We start from the raw sequence: 20,257 nt of genomic DNA, 5'->3' as shown, positions 1-20,257 counted from the left end.
ATCCTCGGTATGCCGGTAGAGCAAGTGCTGGCGACCAAGGAAGAAATGGAGCAGCTCTGGGGTAAAATTTACGGCGAAGAAATGATGCAGGAGAGCACGACCGGACTGCTGGAAAAAGAGCCGCACAATTCGGCGCGCACGACCTTTACGAAGGGGCAACTGTTGGTGTTTGCGGCGATGGGCGTAATTACACTGCTCGGCCTCTTCTGGAACAGCTGGAAAACGGTGCTGATTATCAATATGATGATTCAGCTGTTTTATTTTGCTATGACCCTTTTCAAGTTCGGCATTATCTATCTCGGTTCCCGGCGTGAGGCGCAGCTTCGCTTCACGAAGGAAGAGGTTGACGCCATGGATGAAAAAAAGCTGCCGATCTATACGGTTCTTGTACCGATGTACAAGGAGGCTGGCGTACTTCCGATGCTTTTGCGGAATTTGGAGCAGCTGGATTATCCCAAGTCCAAGCTGGATGTACGGTTGCTAATTGAAGAGGATGACGTGGAGACGATTGAGCTGCTTCGCGAAATGAAGCTGCCTGCCTATTATACGACACTGATCGTTCCTGACGGCTTGCCGAAAACCAAGCCAAAGGCATGTAATTACGGGCTAATTCGGGCACGTGGCGAATTTGTCGTCATTTACGATGCCGAGGATCGTCCTGACGCTGACCAGCTTAAAAAGGTCATTGCGGCGTTCGATTCACTTCCTGAGAATTATGCATGTATTCAAGCGAAGCTCAATTATTTTAACAGCACGCAAAATTTGCTCACTCGCTGGTTTACTCAAGAATACAGCATGTGGTTCGAATTGCTGCTGCCGGGCATTATGCAGCTGGATACCCCAATCCCGCTGGGCGGGACGTCCAATCATTTTCGGGTATCCGTATTAAAAGATATCAACGCATGGGACCCCTACAATGTAACCGAGGATGCCGATCTGGGCATACGTCTGTATAAAGGCGGCTATAAAACCGCCATTGTCGACTCCCGTACATGGGAGGAGGCCAACAGCCGCGTCGGCAACTGGATTCGTCAGCGATCACGCTGGATCAAGGGTTATATGCAGACATGGCTGGTTCATATGCGCAATCCGGTTAAATTGGTGCGTGAAGTGGGCTGGAAAGGCTTTTTCGGTTTTCAGGTCATGATTCTGGCAACTCCAATGCTGCCTTTGCTGAACCCGATTTTTTGGGGCTTGCTTATTTTATGGTTTGGCTGGGAATTGTCCTTTATTCCCAAGCTGTTTCCGGGTTATGTGTATTACCTGGCCAGCGCGGAATTTTATATCGGCAACTTTCTGTTCGTATTCAGTAATGTGGCCGGCATGTATTGGGTCATCGGGGAGCTGGAAGAGCGTGGTGAACGAACATTTTCATACGCGATGGTCAAATACGGGCTACTTTCGCCAATATATTGGGTACTTATGAGTATAGCTGCGGTAAAAGCAGCCTGGCAGCTCATTACCAAGCCGTTCTACTGGGAGAAGACGACACATGGTCTGACAGATATGCACGACTTGGATGATGCCCCGGCACAGTCCTCCTGAATATGAAGAAAGAAGGGGCAAGAATGGAGACAAAAACACCTTTTTTATCCGTCGTCATTCCCATGTATAATGAAAGCTCGCATTTGGAGCGTTCACTCACGGTAATTGATGGAGTATTGTCTGTTGTCACCTCACGTTATGAGCTGATTATCGTAGATGATGGTTCCAAAGACGATACGTGGCTCAAACTGTCCGAATTGTCCCGTCGCATGCCCTCTTTGCTCGCGCTGCGGCTGAGCCGGAACTTTGGCAAGGAGCTGGCACTGTGCGCAGGTTTGGAAAACGCCTCCGGCGACGCGATCGTCGTCATGGACGGTGATTTGCAGCATCCTCCTGAGATGATCGGGGAAATGGTGCGTTTATGGCAGGATGAGGGTTATGATCTGGTCGAATGTGTAAAAGAATTCAGGGGAGAAGAGTCGGTGGGCAAAAAGCTCGGTGCTTCATTGTTCTACGCGACCTTGAACCGTCTGACGGGCTTTAACCTGAAGGATGCTTCTGATTATAAGCTTTTGGATCGTCGGGTCGTGGATGCCTGGATGGCGATGCCGGAGCGGATGCCGTTTTTTCGCGGAATGACGGCTTGGCTTGGCTTCCGCAAAACCCAGATTTCGTTCCGGGTGGCTCCGCGGGAGGAAGGTCCAAGCCGCTGGAGTCCGTTTGGGCTGTTTCGGCTGGCAGCAGAAGCGATCGTATCGTTTTCAACCGTACCGCTGCGGGTAGTAAGTCTGATGGGAATCATTTTTATGCTGATTTCAGTCGTCTTGGGGATTCAAACCTTGATGCGCAAGTTAATGGGTGACGCTGTTACCGGTTTTACCACTGTCATATTGCTGCTCTTGATCATTGGCAGTGTCCTCATGCTGTCCATTGGAGTAGTAGGAGAATATATTGCCGCCATATATCACGAAGTCAAAGCCCGACCCCGTTATCTAATCGCAGACAAACGGGCGAATGCTGACCGATTGTGGGTGGATAGGGAGTTTAATCAACATGATCAGACGTTCATATCTAAAGTATCCAATCATTAAATACGGTATTGTGGGGTTGCTGGGTACAGGTATCCATGTCGGTGTGCTTGTGCTGCTGGTGGAGCTGTTCAAGGTCCCTGCGGTAACAGCTACTACGATAGGATTTGTGGTGACGTTGTGTGTTTCGTATGTGCTGAATCGGAACTGGACATTCGAACCCACCGGCGAGGGGAGCCGCACACAATTTTTTAAATATTTGTTGGTCTGCTCTTGTGGCCTGCTCTTGAATGCAGCTCTTATGTACGTAACTATTCACTGGATCGGTTGGCCGTATCTGATTGGTGAAGTACTGACTACCATCATCGTGCCCATTCATAATTACCTCTGGAACCGCTATTGGATTTTCTCCGTTCCACAAAAGCGTCAGAAAGAGGCTTCATAATTTTAAAAAAACACGGAAAAACGTTCGAATCATGCAGCTATAGGCTGGAAGATAAGGCTATAGCTGCAATACCGCAACAAGTTTGAGGAGGAACGAGAGGGATGTCCTTTCGCAAATGGTCTGCAAGCAGATGGATGGCTATAGGTCTGTTTGTATTTATACTTGCGTTAGAGCTGTCCGCAGGCATTTATTTCAGCTATGTTTTGGGATATATGCATACGGATGCGCTCAGTCGTGTAGCTAACGCTTTTTATGTGTTGTATAGCCGTGATCCACATCTGGGTGCAATTGGGTTTATCTGGAATCCGCTGCCCAGTCTGCTGGAAATGGCGATTCTCGTGTTGTATCCGGTTTTTCCGGCATTAGCATCCTATGGATTGGCCGCGGTCATCCTTAGTGCTACCTTCGCCGCTTTGACTGCTATGCTGCTGTATCGGGCTGGTGTCAGAACCGGGCTTAGCTCGGGAATGAGCTTGCTGCTGGCTTTGCTGTATGCGCTAAATCCATTTATTTTACTGTTTGGCGCCAACGGGCTGAGTGATTCACTATACATATATTTTATTATGATGACGGTGATTGAATTTGCGCTGTGGCTCAAGGATCGTACGACGGCGAGTCTGATTGTATCCGGATTAGCGTTAGCTATGGCGTTCTGGACTCGCTATGAGGCAGTGCCCCTGGGCGTAGCGATGGCGTGTGGCGTGGTCGTAGCAGTGCTATTCTTACATCGGCATATGGACAGACGTGAACTGCCTTTGCGGGAAAAGCTCCACAAGGTCGAGGCGACCTGGCTTCTGCTCCTGCTCCCTGTGGTCTTTTCCGGGCTGCTGTGGATTTTCTTTAATTATCTCATTATGGGAAATGCTTTTTATTTCCTCAATTCAGAGTATTCGAACACGGCGCAATCGGCAGAACTGCTGAATGATGATAAATTCGTGGAGATGTTTTCCAATCCGCTGGTAGCCTTGAAGTTTATTGCTTCCAAAACGATTTGGTATTCTGTGCCGCTGTTTGCTATTCTGCTCATTCGCTTATTGAGCGGGCGCTTGTTCCGGTGGGGTACCCTGATTATTTTGTTGCTGTTTCTGTCCGTGCCAGGCTTGCAATTTTTACTCATGATGAAGCAATCCTCGTATGGGTGGTTCCGTTATTTTATGTATGTGTTCCCCATTACCGTAGCCTGGTTGCCGTATGAGCTTAGCCAGCTTCAGGGACGATGGCGGAGAGCGGCCTTTAGTCTGGTAGCCGTCAGTCTGCTGCTTACCGCCGGATTGCTCTCTTATGCGTTGACTCGTCCGGAGATTGCACCGGATGAGAACAGCTTTCTCACCCGAACGGGTAATGTGAACTATGTAAGACAGGTATCAGATCGAAAGATCGCCGTCTGGCTGGATGAGCAACTGCCGAAGTCTACGATTATGACCGATTCGGCCTCAGCCTACACGATGATCGTGTATAGTCAGTATCCCAAACGCTTCCTGATCACAAGTGATTACTCGTTCAATAAAGCATTAAGCTATCCGCAGGATAGCCATGTGGATTATATCCTTGTACCTAAAATCATGCCAGGCATGCCGCTGAGTAAAATCAACATGGTATATCCGAATTTGTATGAAAAGGGTGCGCCGTGGGTTCAGCTTGAGCGTGAGTTTAACGGCGAGTGGCGCTTGTACAAAGTGCTACCCAAGTCACAGACGCAGGTATCTTTATCGACGGAGACGACAACAGCTCCTTGATTGTGCAACAAATCCCCGCAGCTTCTTCTTCACTGTAGTATGGTGAGAAAGGCTGTGGGGATTTTTTTAACCTCAGTATACCGTAGCCTTCCACATATACATATCCTAGCAATTAGCTGGGTATTAAGTCCTAAGTCTTGTTTATCCTACATTAGTTGGGATGTGGTTAAATGGGACGATTTTTGTAATTTGGTGGTTATTTGGGTTTGATTTCTGGTAAAGTGTTTAAAAAAGAGTGATGAAGCCAATCAAAGGAGGAATTTATAATATGGGGAAAAAGTTTAGAAACACAGTTACAGGTGTATTGAGTACGGGCCTTATTCTAAGCGCATTCAGCGTAGCGGCAGCAGCTCCTCAAACAACAAGCGGCCATTGGGCAGGAGATCAGGTACAACGCTGGTCGGCTACAGGGCATTTGGATAGTGCAACGAAACCGGATGCAGCGATCACGCGTGCAGAATTTATTGTTCTTCTGAACCGCAGCTTGGGTACGTTTACAGTGGACACTCCGGCTGTGACGGACGTAACATATGCAGACAGCGTGAAGGTAAACGGCAATGGAAGCAGAACGTTCACAGATGTACCAGCGTCGCACTGGGCATACAATGAACTGACAAGTGCCGTGAATGCAGGTTACATAAGCGGCTATGCAGATAACAAGCTCAAACCGAATGGAAAAGTGACACGTCAGGAAGCCGCGGCTATCGTGAGCAAAGCGATTGGGCTGACTGCGGGTAACGCAGCAGATGTCACTAAATTCATCGACTCCGGCAAGATTGGATCTTGGGCGAAGAAAAGTGTAGCAGCAGCTGCGGAGCAAAAAATCATCAACGGCTATCCTGATGGCAAATTCCAGCCACTGAAGCCGCTGACTCGTGCCGAAGCGATTGCCATTCTGGATGCGGCATCCGGCTACAACCTGAGCTCCGTTGATAACCTGACAACGACTCCTGGCGGAACCGTAACAGATTCCACATACGGCACTGTTACGGATTCCACTTATGGCAACACGTCTACTACTTCCGGCAGCGAAGCTGAAGATAGCAGCACAAGTACAAGTACAAGCACGGAAAGCACAACCACAGATACAGATGCTACGACGAACAGCAGCACGACTGTGGACAACTCTACAACAACCGATACTAGTGCAGATACAGACGCAACTACAGACACAACCACTGACGCAGCTGCAAGCACAGATACACTGAAAGTCAATGATGTGTATGACGGGGAAGGTACAATCACAGGGACAGCCAAAGCAGGTTCCACAGTGACTGTCTATTCCAACGATCTGCCCATCGGTAGTGCGGTAGCCAAGGATGATGGTACGTTTAGTATCAGCGTGATTACTCAAAAAGCAACGGTTACGCTGGTAATCAAAGCTAAAGATGCAGACGGCAACGAAAGTGCGCCTGTAGAAGTTTCTGTTTTGGGTAAACGCAGCAAGTAATCAATCTATAATTAAAATCCCCCTTTAACTCTGTCTGAACCGATTCAGGCAGCCGTTGGAGGGGGATTTTTCGTTTATTACCTTATGCCGTCCTCGATGATACGCTTTTGCGGTTCACGTGTTTGTGGCTCAGACGATGTACTTTCGTCAGGAACAGCAACGATACGCTGTTGCGCATGGTATGTATCGCGGCTGATCCGGGTGCGTTCCACAGTCTTGCCGTCCACCTTTTTGATTCGGTATGTTTCCACTACATATCCTTCCCTGCCCTGCCGAAGTACTTGATAGAAGCCGGGGGAAAATGAGCCATTACGGATTTTCTTTTCCGGTATAGGGAGGACACGAACCGTGCGGGATTCCAGCTCATAGGACACATTTGATGGGAAGGTGCCAAAAAATTTTACGGTAAGCATGCGGTTTTGAACGGCGGCACGCAGGAGCAAATGCTTGCCCGTATTGTTCTTAAAGCGAAAATTAATAGATCCTGTAGCAAAAGTGGCATCCTGCCCCTTGGGCAGGTAGCTGACTGGCAAGGAGTGGTTGCGACGCTCAATAATGTCCAAACCGACTCGCAGCGCCGCATTATAGACGGTGCTGGATACCTGACAAATCCCGCCGCCAATGCCGGATTCCAGCTGTCCGTTCACGATCACCGGGGCTTCACGAAAGCCTTGAGTGCGCTCAGCCTTGGCTATAATTTGACCATAGTCAAATATATCGCCTGGCTTGAGGATCAATCCGTCAACAGTGCTGGCGGCTGAGTTGACGTTATACACACGTCCTTCCGAGCTGCTGCCCAGGCTGGTGGAAAACTGGACGATTTTACGCTCGATACCTTCGCCCCGCAGGCTATCCACCGTAATATCCGGTTCCAGCTGCCGGAACGGTAGCTCCACTCGAACCGGCTCCCCGGAGGCGGTTAAATCCTTGGGCAGCGCCTTATCCAGTGCTACGTTTAATTTGGGCCAATCCAGGCGGCGGACGGATCGCCCCGGAATATATTGAACCTGATCGTATGGGGTGATCTGACGTACGGCATTCACCGGCATGCCGTAGCGCTGTTCCTCCCAATCGGTCCCCAATTGGGCTTTTAAGGCGTTCTCTTGTCGGGAAGGCGTGACAGACCATTCCTTTTCAAAGGTAAAGCGTGTCTGCACACGAGTCCACAGATGCTCCGAGCCGAGCGCCTTCACGGCATTGCGGAAAGCCGCTGCATTATAAGTAATCCCTGCGTCTCCAAGAATAAGTTTTATATCCTGCGCACTGCTGTCATTATCCGTCAAGATCAGAGGGCGCTGCTTCAAGGCATCCAGTTTCTCGTCCAGCAGGCGAAGAGCGGCTGTTTTATCCATAGCTCCCATGCTGATTCCTCCGACCCTTACTCCCTTCGGCAGCGTTTGTCTATCAGCGTACAGGTGAAGCCCTCCCCATAGCATCGCCAGCGCCAAAATTCCACACCATATCCAAATGACAGATAAATGAATTTTTTTCATAATGCAGCTGTCTCCTGTCTCGTAAGCTTAGTAACGCATTCGTGTGCCATCATATTCATATATATGTGCCAAATGCGGAAAACTTTCGGTACTATTTAGGTAACAAATTTGTTACAATGATAGACGGTATGATGAAATACAGAAGTTTATAAAGGAAATGCATGGAATATGTCGAATAGTTATTAGGTTATACGTAACATGATTAAGCAGCGGGAAGTGATCGAGTGATTGAAATGCAGGATGTGTGGAAGACCTATACTAACGGGACCCACGCACTTCAGGGAGTGTCGGTCAGAATTGACCGTAATGAATTCGTATACGTAGTCGGCCCGTCCGGGGCGGGTAAATCGACTTTTATGAAGCTTATTTATAGAGAAGAAGTACCGACCAAGGGGCAAATTTCAGTTAATGGATTTAATATCGGGAAGCTCAAGCAGCGTAAAATCCCTTATGTCCGTCGCAACATCGGAGTCATTTTTCAGGATTTCCGCCTTTTGCCGCGTTTGACGGCCTATGAGAATGTAGCATTTGCTATGGAAGTGATAGAGGCTCCCAAAAAGCTGATTCGCAAACGAGTACCGGAAGTGCTCGAATTGGTAGGTTTGAAAGAGAAAATGAATCGTGAGCCTGCCCAGCTTTCCGGTGGGGAGCAACAGCGTGTAGCGATTGCCCGTGCCATCGTGAACAATCCATCGGTGATCATTGCCGATGAGCCGACGGGTAATCTGGACCCCGAAACATCGTGGGAGATCATGCAGCTGTTGGACGAAATTAATTTCCGGGGGACGACAATTGTGATGGCAACACACAATAAGGACATCGTGAACTCCATGCGTAAACGCGTTATTGCCATCGAAAATGGCAACATCGTAAGAGATCAGGTCAGAGGGGAGTACGGATATGACTTTTAATACCTTCTTGCGTCATATGCGGGAAGGTTTCAAAAACATATTCCGCAATGGCTGGATGTCCATCGCATCCATCACCTCAATTATTGTGTCACTGCTTATTTTGGGCGTGTTTATCATGCTGGTGCTCAACGTCAACTCCTTGGCTGATCAAGCAGATAGCCAGGTGGAGATCAACGTATTTTTGGAGCTGAATGTGGATCAGAGCATGCGTGAAACGCTGCAAAAGGAAATCGCGGCCATGCCGGAAATCAGCAAAACCAGCTTTGTGACTAAAGCTCAAGGATTGGAAGAGCTGCGCAAAGATCTGGGCGACAGCGGCAAAGAGCTGCTGGAGGGTTTTGACAAGGACAGCAATCCGTTGCCGGACAAAATTGTGGTAGAGGTTATTGAACCGACGACGGTTCCATTTGTGGCCGAGAAGATTGAGAAGCTGAATACGTTGCATCCAGAGAAGCCGATTTTAAAGGTTCGTTATGGAAAAGGCACCGTAGAGACGCTCTTTACGATAACCAAGCTGATCCGCAATGTTGGCTTTATATTCGTAGCCGGGTTGGCGATTATGTCCATGTTCCTGATCTCGAATACGATTCGTGTGACGATATTGGCACGACGCAGAGAGATTAGCATTATGAAGCTGGTCGGTGCGACCAACTTTTTTATACGATGGCCGTTTTTTATTGAAGGCGCGCTTATTGGTCTCATTGGTTCCCTGATTACCGTAGGTATTTTATTTACAGGCTATCAGCGTCTGCTCACGGCCGTTCAGGGAGATATCGCATTGAATATGCTGAAGCTTATGCCGCTTGAGGGCATTTGGATTCAATTGAGTGCTTTGCTGGTTATTTTGGGGATGCTGGTCGGCATTATTGGCAGTACCCTGTCCATGCGCAAGTTCTTGAAAGTATAAAGAATCATTTGGTGGACGTCGTATCAATATCAATTAGAACGGGGAAGCCCGCTGTTATGTTGCGCTAAAGATTTTGCGATAAAGGATGGGGATTGCAAGTTGAAGAAAACAGGATCTGTGTTGGCCGCTACCCTGGTAGCCGCATTGCTGATTCAGCCTTCTGACGGATATGCCAAAAGCATGAGTGAAATCAATTCGCAGCTGAACCAATTGGAAAAGCAGGCCAAGTCTGCCAAGCAACAGCAGGAAAAGGCTGCTCAAGATAAACAGTATGCCCAGCATTATAAAAATAAAACCGTGCAAAACCTGAAAGTTGTACTTGATCAGATTAATAGTGTCAGCGACCAGTTGACTCGTGTAGCGGTTCAGATTGATCAAACGGAAGATAATCTGCGTGCGACTAAAAAAGATTTAGCCGAAGCGATTGATCGTATCCAGTCACGGGAAAAAATGCTGGAAACTCGCGTGCGTCTGATGTATACGGATGGAACCGTCTCGTATATGGACGTGCTTATGTCTTCGACCAGCTTTAGCGACTTTCTCAGCCGGGTAGATTCCTTGAAAACGATCGTGGAGCAGGATCAAATCCTGTTGGACGAGCATAAAAAGGACAAGGCCCTGGTCGTAAGCAAGAAGAAGCAGCTCGACACGGAATATAAAAATGCCAAGAAGCTGTATGCGATCAAGCAGGACGCCAAAGCAGAGCTGAATTCCAAGGAGCAGGAAAAGCAAAGATTGATCGCCGGCTATGATCATGATATTGCTGAGTCAGATGAAATCAGTGAAGAGCAAAATGATATGCTGGTAGCCCTCGCTAACAAACGTGTGGGTCTGTTGCAGGAGAAAAACAAGCTCAGAGCGGAGCAGGCTGCTAAAGCAGCACGCGCCAGAGCGGCTGCACGTGCTGCTGAAGCCAAGCGATATGCTTCATCCTCAGGTGCCGGCTCGAATTCCAGCCATGCGGCAGCAAGTACGTATACAGGCGGATCGGGCACGTTGGCTTTGCCTGTATCCCATTACCGACTCTCATCTACTTTTGGCATGCGGGTACATCCGATAACCGGCAAGCTGAAAGGCCACACAGGTATTGATATGGCGGCCCCGCAGGGAACCGATATTCATGCAGCAGAAGACGGTGTTGTCATTGTAGCCGAATGGTGGAGCGGTTATGGAAACACGGTTGTGATTGACCATGGAGACGGGCTATGGACCCTATACGGACATATTCGCAATGGCGGTACGGTGGTTCATACGGGACAGACAGTGAAACGCGGTCAAAAAATTGCGGAAGTTGGTTCGACGGGGAATTCTACAGGACCTCACTGTCATTTTGAGGTGCGCGAGAATAACAAACCTGTAAATCCGATGAACTATTTATAGCTGAAAAAGGCAAGCCCTATTTGTAGCCAATACGGTTGTAGATAGGGCTTTGCTTTCATAGCTTGATACCCGATGAAGAACATGTGCATTGAGACACAGAGTAGGATACAATTATCATATTCCGTACAAGCTAGACGTATACTGCGTGAATGGATATGCGTTTGAGGAATAGGCTACAAGATAAAGAGAAGGCGGTGGACGATTAGATGTTGAAAAAAAGTACAGCAGTACTCTTGATGGTGATTGGCCTGCTTGGCGGCAGTCTGCTCACTTTTGCTTATACTGGAACGGCCACAGTGGGGAATAGCGCTCTGGGCGAGGGACTGCTGGCAAGTGTGACAGGGAGCAGTTCCGCCTCCAGAAGCGATATCCGCAAAATTGAGACAGCGATGGACCTGATTCAGGGACAATATTATCAGGATGTGGATCGTACCAAGCTGGTGGATGGCGCTATCAATGGTATGATGGAGTCGCTAGGCGACCCGTATTCCTCTTATATGGGCAAAGAAACTGCACAACAGTTTGAGCAGTCTATTGAAGGCTCTTTTACCGGGATCGGAGCCGAGGTAGCGGCGGAAAACGGAAAGGTAGTCGTAGTAACACCAATTAAAGGTTCTCCGGCGGAAAAGGCGGGGCTTCGCTCTAAAGATATTATTTTGTCTGTTAACGGTGAAACACTGGATGGATTGGATCTCAATAAGGCCGTTTCCAAAATTCGGGGACCCAAGGGCAGTCAGGCCAAGATCAAAATTCAGCGCAATGGCTCTCCTGATCCGCTCGAATACACGATTACCCGTGACAACATTGATATGGAAACCGTCACAGCTCATATGGAAAGCGGCGGTGTAGGTGTTATTACCATCACCCAGTTCTCGTTGAATACAGCAGAACGTTTCAAAGAGGAGCTGGCGAAGCTGGAGAAAAAAGGGCTTAAAGGACTCGTCATCGACGTGCGTAATAACCCTGGCGGTGTGCTTTCGGTCGTCATTGATATTGCCCAGCAATTTGTTCCTTCGGGCAAAACGATTGTACAGGTGGAAGACAAGAACCAGAAGCGTGAAGAAGAGAAATCCAAAGGTTCAAGCAAAAACTATCCGGTGACGTTGCTGATGAATAAAGGCAGCGCCAGCGCGTCCGAAATTCTGGCAGGTGCTCTCCAGCAATCGGCTGGTGCAGTGTTGATCGGGGAAAACTCCTTTGGTAAAGGAACGGTACAAACCAGCTATGACAAGCAAATGGGCGACGGCAGCCTGCTCAAAATCACGATTGCCAAATGGCTGACGCCAAATGGCACGTGGATTCATAAAAAAGGGATTAAGCCGGATATCGCAGTGGAGCAGCCTGAATACTTCACAGCGGCACCATTGAACAAAGAAAAGCCCTTGAAATACAATATGAATAACAGCGATGTAAAAAATGCGCAAATCATTCTGCAAGGCCTGGGTTACAAACCGGGGCGTGAAGACGGCTATTTTGATAAAGCGACCGAAAGCTCTGTGATTGCTTTTCAAAAGCAGGCGAAGCTGACAGCTAGCGGTATCATTGATGCGAAGACAGCAGCGGCGATGGAAGCCAAGCTGATTCAAAAGATTCGTGATCCGAAAAACGACAATCAACTCAAGCAGGGGATTGAAGAGATTCGGAAGGAAATGAAGGCTGGCGCAGCGAAATAATTAGGAAGGCTACAACAAGGGGGCTGGAAACAGCCTCCTTTGTTATTGGGATTTATTTGTAGTCTGTCGGTTTGTCTTCCCTACGTTGGCAATTTCATATAGAATAAATGGATATGAAACGTACGTGATCCGCTATACCAGCGGGCCAGGGGCATAAGGAGTGTGAATGAACTTGGAATGGGCATTACAATGGGGATGGAGCGTTCTGAATGCTTGCTTGTACCTGCTTTTGCAGCCGTTTTACTATATCTCAATACTCATTGTCGCGCTTGGCTATCGTCGACAAATGCTGCTGGAGCGCAAGCTCTTTCATACCAGAGTGCACAGCTGGGCAGGACAAGCCTGGCGCGTCGTATGGAGTGGCTTGATCGCTGGAATGGTGCTATCCGCTCTGGGAATGTTCATCAGCGTACATCTGAACACAGCTTCCATCGTGTGTCTGTGGGTGACCACATTGCTGCTCATGCTGGTGCGTGTCCGTTACCTGTGCCTGGCCTATTCGGTAGGTCTGCTGGGTGTGGCTCAATTTGTATTGAACGTCGCAGATGGCTGGCAGCCTGAGGGGGCGCTCGGAGCATCGTTAGCAGCTATCCGCGGATTGGATATACCTGCATTGCTGGTGCTGGTCGCCGCGCTGCATGTGGCTGAGGCGCTGCTGGTTCGCTGGCAAGGAGGAAAGGCGGCCACTCCACTATTTGTGGAGGGCAAACGGGGAAGACTGGTTGGAGGCTATCGTATGGAAGATCTCTGGCCGATTCCGCTGCTGCTGTTGGTTCCCGTTCAGGGAGGCTTAACGCTTCCATGGACACCTTTATTCGGCAGCAGCGACGCCGGAGCCGGATATATGCTGGCTGCCTTGCCAGTCCTGATGGGCTTCAGCAGCGTGACGCTGGGCTACCTGCCACGTCAAAAGGCGTTGCTCACGTCGAACCGCCTGCTCCTGTACAGCGTGGTTTTGCTTCTGCTAAGCCTGCTGGCGGCATGGTGGAGCCCGCTGATGCTGCTGGCAGCGTTATTCTCCTTCCTCGCCCATGAAGCGCTAATCTGGTATGGCAACCTGGAGGAAGGCCGTCTCAGTCCGATGTTTGTTCATCCGGAGCAAGGAATGCGCGTTCTTGCTGTGCTGCCGGACAGTCCGGCGACGGCCATGGGCATTCTGCCAGGGGAGGCCATTTACCGTGTGAATGGTGTCGTTGTAAATAGCCGTGCCGAGCTGCACCAGGCCTTGCGAATCAATTCTGCTTTTTGCAAACTGGAGGTGCGCAACCTTCAAGGTGAGATCAAGTTTGTACAGCGCGGCATGTACGATGGCGATCATCACCAGCTAGGGGTCGTGCTTGCACCGGATGAGGACGCGAGCTGGGCCGTGTCCATACAGCCGGCCTCCATCTACCGGATTCTTGCCATGCATATAGGTGCACGGCGACGTAAAGCTGGACAGGCATCGAAGGCAGAGGGTGTAAGCTTGGACACCATGGAAAAATAGATGTACCATAAGAGGGCAGTCTTTATTTGATTAGAGTCGAATAAGGATTTGCACTCTTTTTTATATTCAGGTAGTGGCCTGCTTGAAATCACTATTCTGATCAATATACAATGGATATGGAATATGATACGTTGATGAACCGTATGCCTATCAAGTGTGTGAAGCAGGGAGAGGAAAAGATGAATGCAATTCACTTTATTCGAGAGTATATTAGGCATCCACGCAGCGTAGGCGCTGTCATCCCAAGTTCAAGACAGCTGGCCAAGCAAATCACCACACCGATTTCCTTTGACGAAGCATCGTGTATTATTGAATACGGCGCGGGTACCGGTGTGTTTACGCAGGAGTTGATTTCCAACAAGCGTCCAGAAACGCTACTTCTGGTGATCGAAGCCAATGAATCGTTTTACAAAACACTACAAAGCAAGTACGGACACTTGGAACGGGTACACATTATTCACGGATCGGCTGAGCATGTAGCACAGTATATGCACCAGTATGAGGTCTCCAAGGTGGACTATATTGTGTCAGGGCTTCCTTTTACCAGCCTGCCAGCCGCGTTATCCAGCCTTATTTTGGGACAAACAGCAGAGGTTTTGGGTCAAGAGGGCAAATTTATTACGTTCCAGTATAGCAAGGTCAAACACAATTTCTTTCGCACCTTTTTTGCGGACATTCAAATTAAAAAAGTACACTACAACGTCCCGCCTGCCTATGTATTCACTTGCAGCCTGTAATCTATCACCTATGTAGAGGATAAGAATAAATACGAATAGAGATTTTTTGGGAAGACCCGGTTAGCGTCATTAAGATGTTGAACAGGTCTTTTTTGTTTTGCATGCCCAAGGGGGAGAGAGGTGAAATAAGGGGATATGTTTAAAAGCAAAGTTCGTTTAAGGAATCATATTTTAAAATGGGACTTAACCTATATATTACATATGCTGGAACCTGTTAGATTTTGTGTAATTCATAATAATTCTGAGCTTTTGTTAAAGGGGATTTATGTATGGTAAAACCGATGATGTTCATGCGTTGGTGTGAGTATTACGGGTTAAGTGACCGTGAGACAGATTTTATATCTTTTTTTATGATGAATTTCTCGGCTGCCCGATCAGGCAATCATCCGAAACTTAGAGAACAATTTGTTGAGATTCAGAGAAAAACCTTTCCTGAGTACCCGTTCGACATTACCCCGGAGGAATTGGATTACTCCAAATTTGAAGGACTGATGAAGCAGGTGTTGAAAATTCATTTTGACACGGCCGAGCTGCTATATTCCTTTTACCTCCAAAAGCTGTGTGCCCCGTTGGCAGAATACATTTTATCCACTGGAGAATCAGAGCCTTCACGCATCTATTACGAGCTTATTCAAAAGGACAAGGTGCGATAGGGATTGGAGTGAATCAACAAGGGCTACTTAATAGATTAAGATTCCCGTTCCCTAAACGGGGTCGTGATCGCCGCCGGTGGCGACTGGACGGCGTATTCATTTTCCATGAGGAATGGTTTAGCAGGCTCCGTGTTTGCTCAACCATTCTTTTTTATTTTCAGATGATCAAAGCTACAAAAAGCAATTTGACTTTAACATTCTTTTATACCCATATCGCAATTCATGGATGAACACCCAAACTTTATGGTTATTTAGGGAATTAATCCCATTTAATTAAAACTAGAATTAAAAATTTCAATACACCTTTGTGTTAAGGTTATATCATAACCTCACAATTCGACATATATCGTTCTTAATCTCTATATCTAGGGAGGTGGAAAGTAATAAAATGTAAAAATATGAAGTTGGACGGACAGAAAACAATATCTTCCTGCGTATAAATAGATAACCTGTCGAAGTTTGTCCAGTTTCATAAAGAAAGGCGGTGACATAGCTAGAATAAATTTGCAGAAAGCTATGCAGGCAAACTGTTATACCTGCCATATTTTGGCGCAATTCAAGCGCGTATCAACAAAAACGAATGGACGAACTACAATATGGCAGATGACTACTCCTACGATCCTACAAAAAATGAATTTGCGGATTGGAGTAAGGTGACGCTGTACCAGAACGATAAGCTCGTTTGGGGTCAGGGGCCTTAAAGCCTGACGGAGCGGCACCCGTATGGGTGCCGCTCTTTTCAAATTTAAAGGAGGAAAGCGGCATGAAGGCAAGAAATAGTAGTGGTATTTTGTTCAAACGTTCCAAATGGCTGCCTATCTTCATGGCATGCACGATTATAGCAGGGGGGGCACTGCCGGCTCCAGCTGTAGTTCATGGTCAAACAGCAAAGACTGTTACCATTAAAGTCGATACATCCAAGGATCGTAAGCCTATTAGTCCTTATATATACGGTTCGAATCAGGACTTGGCAGGCGATGAAAATTTGGCTGCCAGACGACTTGGTGGCAATCGAATGACCGGCTACAACTGGGAAAACAATATGTCCAATGCAGGAAGCGATTGGCAGCAATCCAGCGATAACTATTTATGCACTAATGGTGGACTGACAAAAGCCGAATGCGAAAAGCCGGGAGCGGTGACGACTTCGTTTCATGATCAATCGCAGAAGCTTGGCGCTTATTCTTTAGTCACGCTGCCGATGGCCGGTTATGTGGCCAAGGATGGAAACGGAAGTGTGCAGGAAAGCGAAAAAGCCCCTTCCGCTCGTTGGAATCAGGTCGTAAACGCCAAAAATGCGCCGTTTGGGCTGCAGCCTGATCTTAATGACAATAAGGTTTATGCGGACGAATTCGTCAACTTTTTGGTGAACAAGTACGGCGTTGCTTCAACAAAGACGGGTGTGAAAGGATACTCGCTCGACAATGAACCAGCTCTCTGGTCGCATACGCATCCGCGCATTCATGGTGAAAAGGTCGGAGCGAAAGAGCTGGTAGACCGGTCGGTAAGTTTATCCAAAGCTGTCAAAGCAGTTGACGCAGGTGCGGAAATTTTTGGCCCGGTTCTTTACGGTTTTGGCGCCTATACAGATCTTCAATCCGCACCTGATTGGAACTCTGTAAAAGGCAACTACAGTTGGTTCGTGGACTATTACCTGGATCAAATGCGCCTCAGCTCGCAAGCTGAAGGCAAGAGATTGCTGGATGTATTCGATGTGCACTGGTATCCCGAAGCGATGGGCGGGGGCATACGAATTACGAATGAGGTAGGCAACGACGAAACGAAGAAAGCCAGAATGCAGGCGCCTCGTACTTTGTGGGACCCGACCTACAAGGAAGATAGCTGGATCGCTCAATGGAACAGCGCATTCTTGCCTTTACTGCCTCGATTGAAGCAGTCGATAGACAAGTATTATCCGGGAACCAAGCTGGCTCTGACCGAGTATAGCTACGGTGGTGAAAATGATATTTCCGGCGGTATCGCTATGGCCGATGTGCTAGGCATATTTGGCAAAAACGATGTTTATATGGCAGACTACTGGAAGTTAAAGGATGGTGCCAACAACTACGTTAGCGCCGCTTACAAGCTTTACCGCAATTATGACGGAAAAAATTCTACTTTCGGCGATACTAGCGTTAATGCGCAAACGTCGGATATTGTCAATAGCTCGGTGCATGCTTCCGTTACGGATGCATCCTACAAAGAACTGCACCTCGTTGTCATGAATAAAAGCATGGACAGCGCATTCGACGCCCAATTCGATCTTTCCGGCGATACGACTTACGGTTCCGGTAAAGTATGGGGCTTCGACAAAAATAGCTCGCAAATTAAGCAAGCAGCGCCAATCACGCAAATTTCCGGCAACCGCTTTACCTATACAGTACCGCCTTTGACGGCTTATCATATCGTGTTGACTGCCGGTAATGGTACACCTGAGCCGCCTGTACCTCCTGTAGATGATCCTGAAAGCTTTACGCTGAAAGCTGAGGCTGGCGACGGGAAAGTCGATTTGTCCTGGAACGCTTCCAGCGCAGCTGTGGGTTACAGTGTACAGCGGGCAACGGATGCCAACGGTCCTTTTACTGCTATAGCATCCAACTTGATCGAAACGTCTTATACAGATACCAACGTAAAGAACGGCTCTTCTTACTATTATAAAGTAACTGCAAGATCAAATGCGGGAACGAGCGATTCCAATGTCGTGAATGCAGTTCCACAGGTACCGAAAGACGGCCCTGTTCGCTTTGAAGCCGAAGACGGCATACTGAAGGGAACAACTGTGGAATCCAGTGGGGCCGGCTTCTCCGGTACCGGTTACGTAACTAATTTCCACAATGCAGGGGATTCCCTGACGATGACGATTCAGGCAGAGACGGCAGGTTTGTACAATCTTACAATCGGCTACCGTTCTCCATATGACGACAAACGCACGAATTTCTCTTTAAACGGCAAATCGTCTGGCGAACTGGTGCTTTGGAAATCAGCTGATTTTAAAGAAACATCCGGAGGTAAGCTTCTGTTGAATGCAGGGGCGAATACGATCGGTTTTGAAACAGGCTGGGGCTGGTACGATATCGACTACGTCAAGCTGGAGCCTGCTGCTGATCGTCCACCGCATGCGGTAACCAAAACGCTCACCAATCCGAATGCGACGGTAGAAGCAAAAGCATTGATGAACTACCTGGTTGATCAATACGGCAAGAATATGCTCTCCGGTCAGGAGAATATAGACGAAATTGATTGGCTTCAAGCAAATGTAGGTAAAAAGCCAGCTATTGCGACGCTTGACCTGATCGACTATTCGCCAAGCAGAGCGGAACACGGTCTTAGTTCCACAGAGACGGAAAAGGCGATTGAGTGGGATAAGCAAGGGGGCATTGTTTCCTTTGCATGGCACTGGAACGCGCCGAAAGATCTTATTGATACACAAGGTAAAGAATGGTGGAGAGGCTTCTATGCCGATTCGACTACATTCGATGTAGAATATGCGATGAATAATCCAGAGTCCGAAGATTATAAATTGCTTATTCGCGACATCGATGTGATTGCAGGTCAATTGAAGAAGTTGCAGGATGCGAAAGTTCCTGTCCTGTTCCGTCCTTTGCACGAAGCGGAAGGCAAATGGTTCTGGTGGGGCGCCAAAGGTCCTGAGCCTGTTAAAAAATTGTATATTTTGATGCACGACCGTTTGACTAATGTGCACAAATTGAACAATCTGATTTGGGTATGGAATTCCGTTGCTCCGGATTGGTATCCGGGAGACGAGTATGTGGATATTTTGAGCTTTGACTCTTATCCGCAAGCAGGCGACTATAGCCCGCAAATTGCAAAATACGAAGACCTTGTTACATTGGGCAAGGACAAAAAGTTAGTTGCCATGAGCGAAAACGGACCTATCCCGGACCCTGATCTGATGAAGGCATATCAAGCCCATTGGAGCTGGTTCGCTACATGGTATGGGGATTTCCTGAGAGACGGCAAACAAAACAGTCTTGAGCATCTGAAAAAAGTGTATAATCATCCGAACGTCATTACGCTTGACAAGCTCCCAACCAACTTAAAAACGTATGGCATTACCGAGCAGCCGTCAGTACCGGGCAGCTTCACGCTGAGCGCAGCGGGCGAAAAGGCGAAAGTATCGCTGAACTGGACAGCATCGGCGAAGGCGGCAAGCTATGAAGTGAAGCGTTCGACGGCTGAAAACGGCGTGTTCGCCACAGTAGAGAGCGATGTATACGGAAGCAGCTACACCGACACAGACGTAACGGCAGACACGACGTACTACTACCAAGTCGTAGCGAAGAACGATGCAGGCCAAACGGTTTCGAACACGGCTAGTGCAACGCCGAAAGCGGATGTTCAGCAGCCGACAACAGGGCTGGTGCTCCAGTATCGCGCAGCGGATACAAATGTGAACGACAATCACTTTAAGCCGCATTTCCAAATTTTAAACAAAGGCACAACTTCCGTACCGATCAACGAGTTGAAAATTCGCTACTACTACACGATCGACGGCGACCGCGCCCAGACATTCAACTGCGACTATGCGACGCTGGGCTGCTCGAAGCTGAACGGCAAGCTGGTTAAAATGGATAAAGCTGCAACCGGTGCTGATTATTATTTGGAAGTCAGCTTCTACCCGGATGCAGGCGTGTTAGCACCTGGAGGAAGCACGGGCGAAATTCAAACCCGTATTAATAAAACAGACTGGTCGAACTATAACGAAAGTGACGATTACTCGTATAAAGGCACGCAAACTTCATTTGCCGATCATACGAAAGTTACGCTGTATCAAAATGGCGAACTTGTTTGGGGAACCGAACCGACAGCGAATTAAGGCAAACGTCTGATATACGGCAACATGTGAATTAAC

14 protein-coding genes are annotated in these 20,257 nt (G+C 48.1%); 13 read left to right on the top strand and 1 reads right to left on the bottom strand.

Features of this window, described 5'->3' with window-relative positions:
- From WG8_RS29090 to WG8_RS22975, 5 genes are all read left to right on the top strand, one after another.
- Positions 1-1,545, top strand: a 1,545-nt coding sequence (locus WG8_RS29090; protein ID WP_007432666.1) for a glycosyltransferase family 2 protein, incomplete at its 5' end; no start/stop codon positions are given.
- A gap of 23 nt (positions 1,546-1,568) precedes the next feature.
- Positions 1,569-2,576: a glycosyltransferase family 2 protein gene (locus tag WG8_RS22990; protein ID WP_007432665.1), complete on the top strand. Its 1,008-nt coding sequence runs from the start codon at positions 1,569-1,571 to the stop codon at positions 2,574-2,576.
- Positions 2,539-2,958: a GtrA family protein gene (locus WG8_RS22985; RefSeq protein ID WP_007432664.1), complete on the top strand. Its 420-nt coding sequence runs from the start codon at positions 2,539-2,541 to the stop codon at positions 2,956-2,958. The genes WG8_RS22990 and WG8_RS22985 overlap by 38 nt, the downstream gene beginning before the upstream one ends.
- A gap of 101 nt (positions 2,959-3,059) precedes the next feature.
- Positions 3,060-4,694 (top strand): glycosyltransferase family 39 protein, encoded by a 1,635-nt coding sequence (locus WG8_RS22980; RefSeq protein WP_007432663.1) that lies wholly within the window; start codon positions 3,060-3,062, stop codon positions 4,692-4,694.
- A 268-nt stretch (positions 4,695-4,962) separates the two neighbouring features.
- Positions 4,963-6,144 carry an S-layer homology domain-containing protein gene (locus WG8_RS22975; protein WP_007432662.1) on the top strand — a complete coding sequence of 394 codons (1,182 nt, stop codon included), beginning with the start codon at positions 4,963-4,965 and terminating at the stop codon, positions 6,142-6,144.
- Positions 6,145-6,221: 77 nt separating this feature from the next.
- On the opposite strand, the gene WG8_RS22970 is transcribed toward WG8_RS22975, so the two are convergent.
- On the bottom strand, positions 6,222-7,637 hold the full coding sequence (locus tag WG8_RS22970) for a VanW family protein (protein WP_007432661.1): 1,416 nt from the start codon (positions 7,635-7,637) through the stop codon (positions 6,222-6,224).
- Positions 7,638-7,861: 224 nt separating this feature from the next.
- Between WG8_RS22970 and ftsE the strand changes: the two genes are divergently transcribed.
- The 8 genes from ftsE (at position 7,862) to WG8_RS22930 (ending at position 20,221) form a co-directional block, all read left to right on the top strand.
- A complete protein-coding gene (gene ftsE / locus WG8_RS22965; RefSeq protein WP_007432660.1) occupies positions 7,862-8,548 on the top strand; it encodes a cell division ATP-binding protein FtsE in 687 nt (228 codons plus the stop codon).
- Entirely contained in the window at positions 8,538-9,455 is a 918-nt protein-coding gene (gene ftsX / locus WG8_RS22960; protein WP_007432659.1) for a permease-like cell division protein FtsX, read from the top strand. Before ftsE ends, ftsX begins: the two co-directional genes overlap by 11 nt.
- A 99-nt stretch (positions 9,456-9,554) precedes the next feature.
- A complete protein-coding gene (locus WG8_RS22955; RefSeq protein WP_007432658.1) occupies positions 9,555-10,835 on the top strand; it encodes a murein hydrolase activator EnvC family protein in 1,281 nt (426 codons plus the stop codon).
- Between the two features lie 206 nt (positions 10,836-11,041).
- Positions 11,042-12,508 (top strand): S41 family peptidase, encoded by a 1,467-nt coding sequence (locus WG8_RS22950; protein WP_007432657.1) that lies wholly within the window; start codon positions 11,042-11,044, stop codon positions 12,506-12,508.
- Positions 12,509-12,674: 166 nt separating this feature from the next.
- On the top strand, positions 12,675-13,994 hold the full coding sequence (locus WG8_RS22945; RefSeq protein ID WP_043891353.1) for a PDZ domain-containing protein: 1,320 nt from the start codon (positions 12,675-12,677) through the stop codon (positions 13,992-13,994).
- A gap of 179 nt (positions 13,995-14,173) precedes the next feature.
- Positions 14,174-14,731 (top strand): class I SAM-dependent methyltransferase, encoded by a 558-nt coding sequence (locus WG8_RS22940; RefSeq protein WP_007432655.1) that lies wholly within the window; start codon positions 14,174-14,176, stop codon positions 14,729-14,731.
- A 269-nt stretch (positions 14,732-15,000) separates the two neighbouring features.
- Positions 15,001-15,384, top strand: coding sequence for a hypothetical protein (locus WG8_RS22935; RefSeq protein WP_007432654.1), 384 nt, complete (start codon positions 15,001-15,003; stop codon positions 15,382-15,384).
- 763 nt (positions 15,385-16,147) lie between these two features.
- Positions 16,148-20,221 carry a glycosyl hydrolase gene (locus WG8_RS22930; RefSeq protein ID WP_007432652.1) on the top strand — a complete coding sequence of 1,358 codons (4,074 nt, stop codon included), beginning with the start codon at positions 16,148-16,150 and terminating at the stop codon, positions 20,219-20,221.
- The last annotated feature ends 36 nt before the right edge of the window (positions 20,222-20,257 follow it).

Source organism: Paenibacillus sp. Aloe-11 (genome assembly GCF_000245715.1).
Classification (GTDB): domain Bacteria; phylum Bacillota; class Bacilli; order Paenibacillales; family Paenibacillaceae; genus Paenibacillus; species Paenibacillus kribbensis.
Note: the sequence above shows the minus strand (reverse complement) of the source record. Positions and strands in the feature narration are given on the sequence as shown.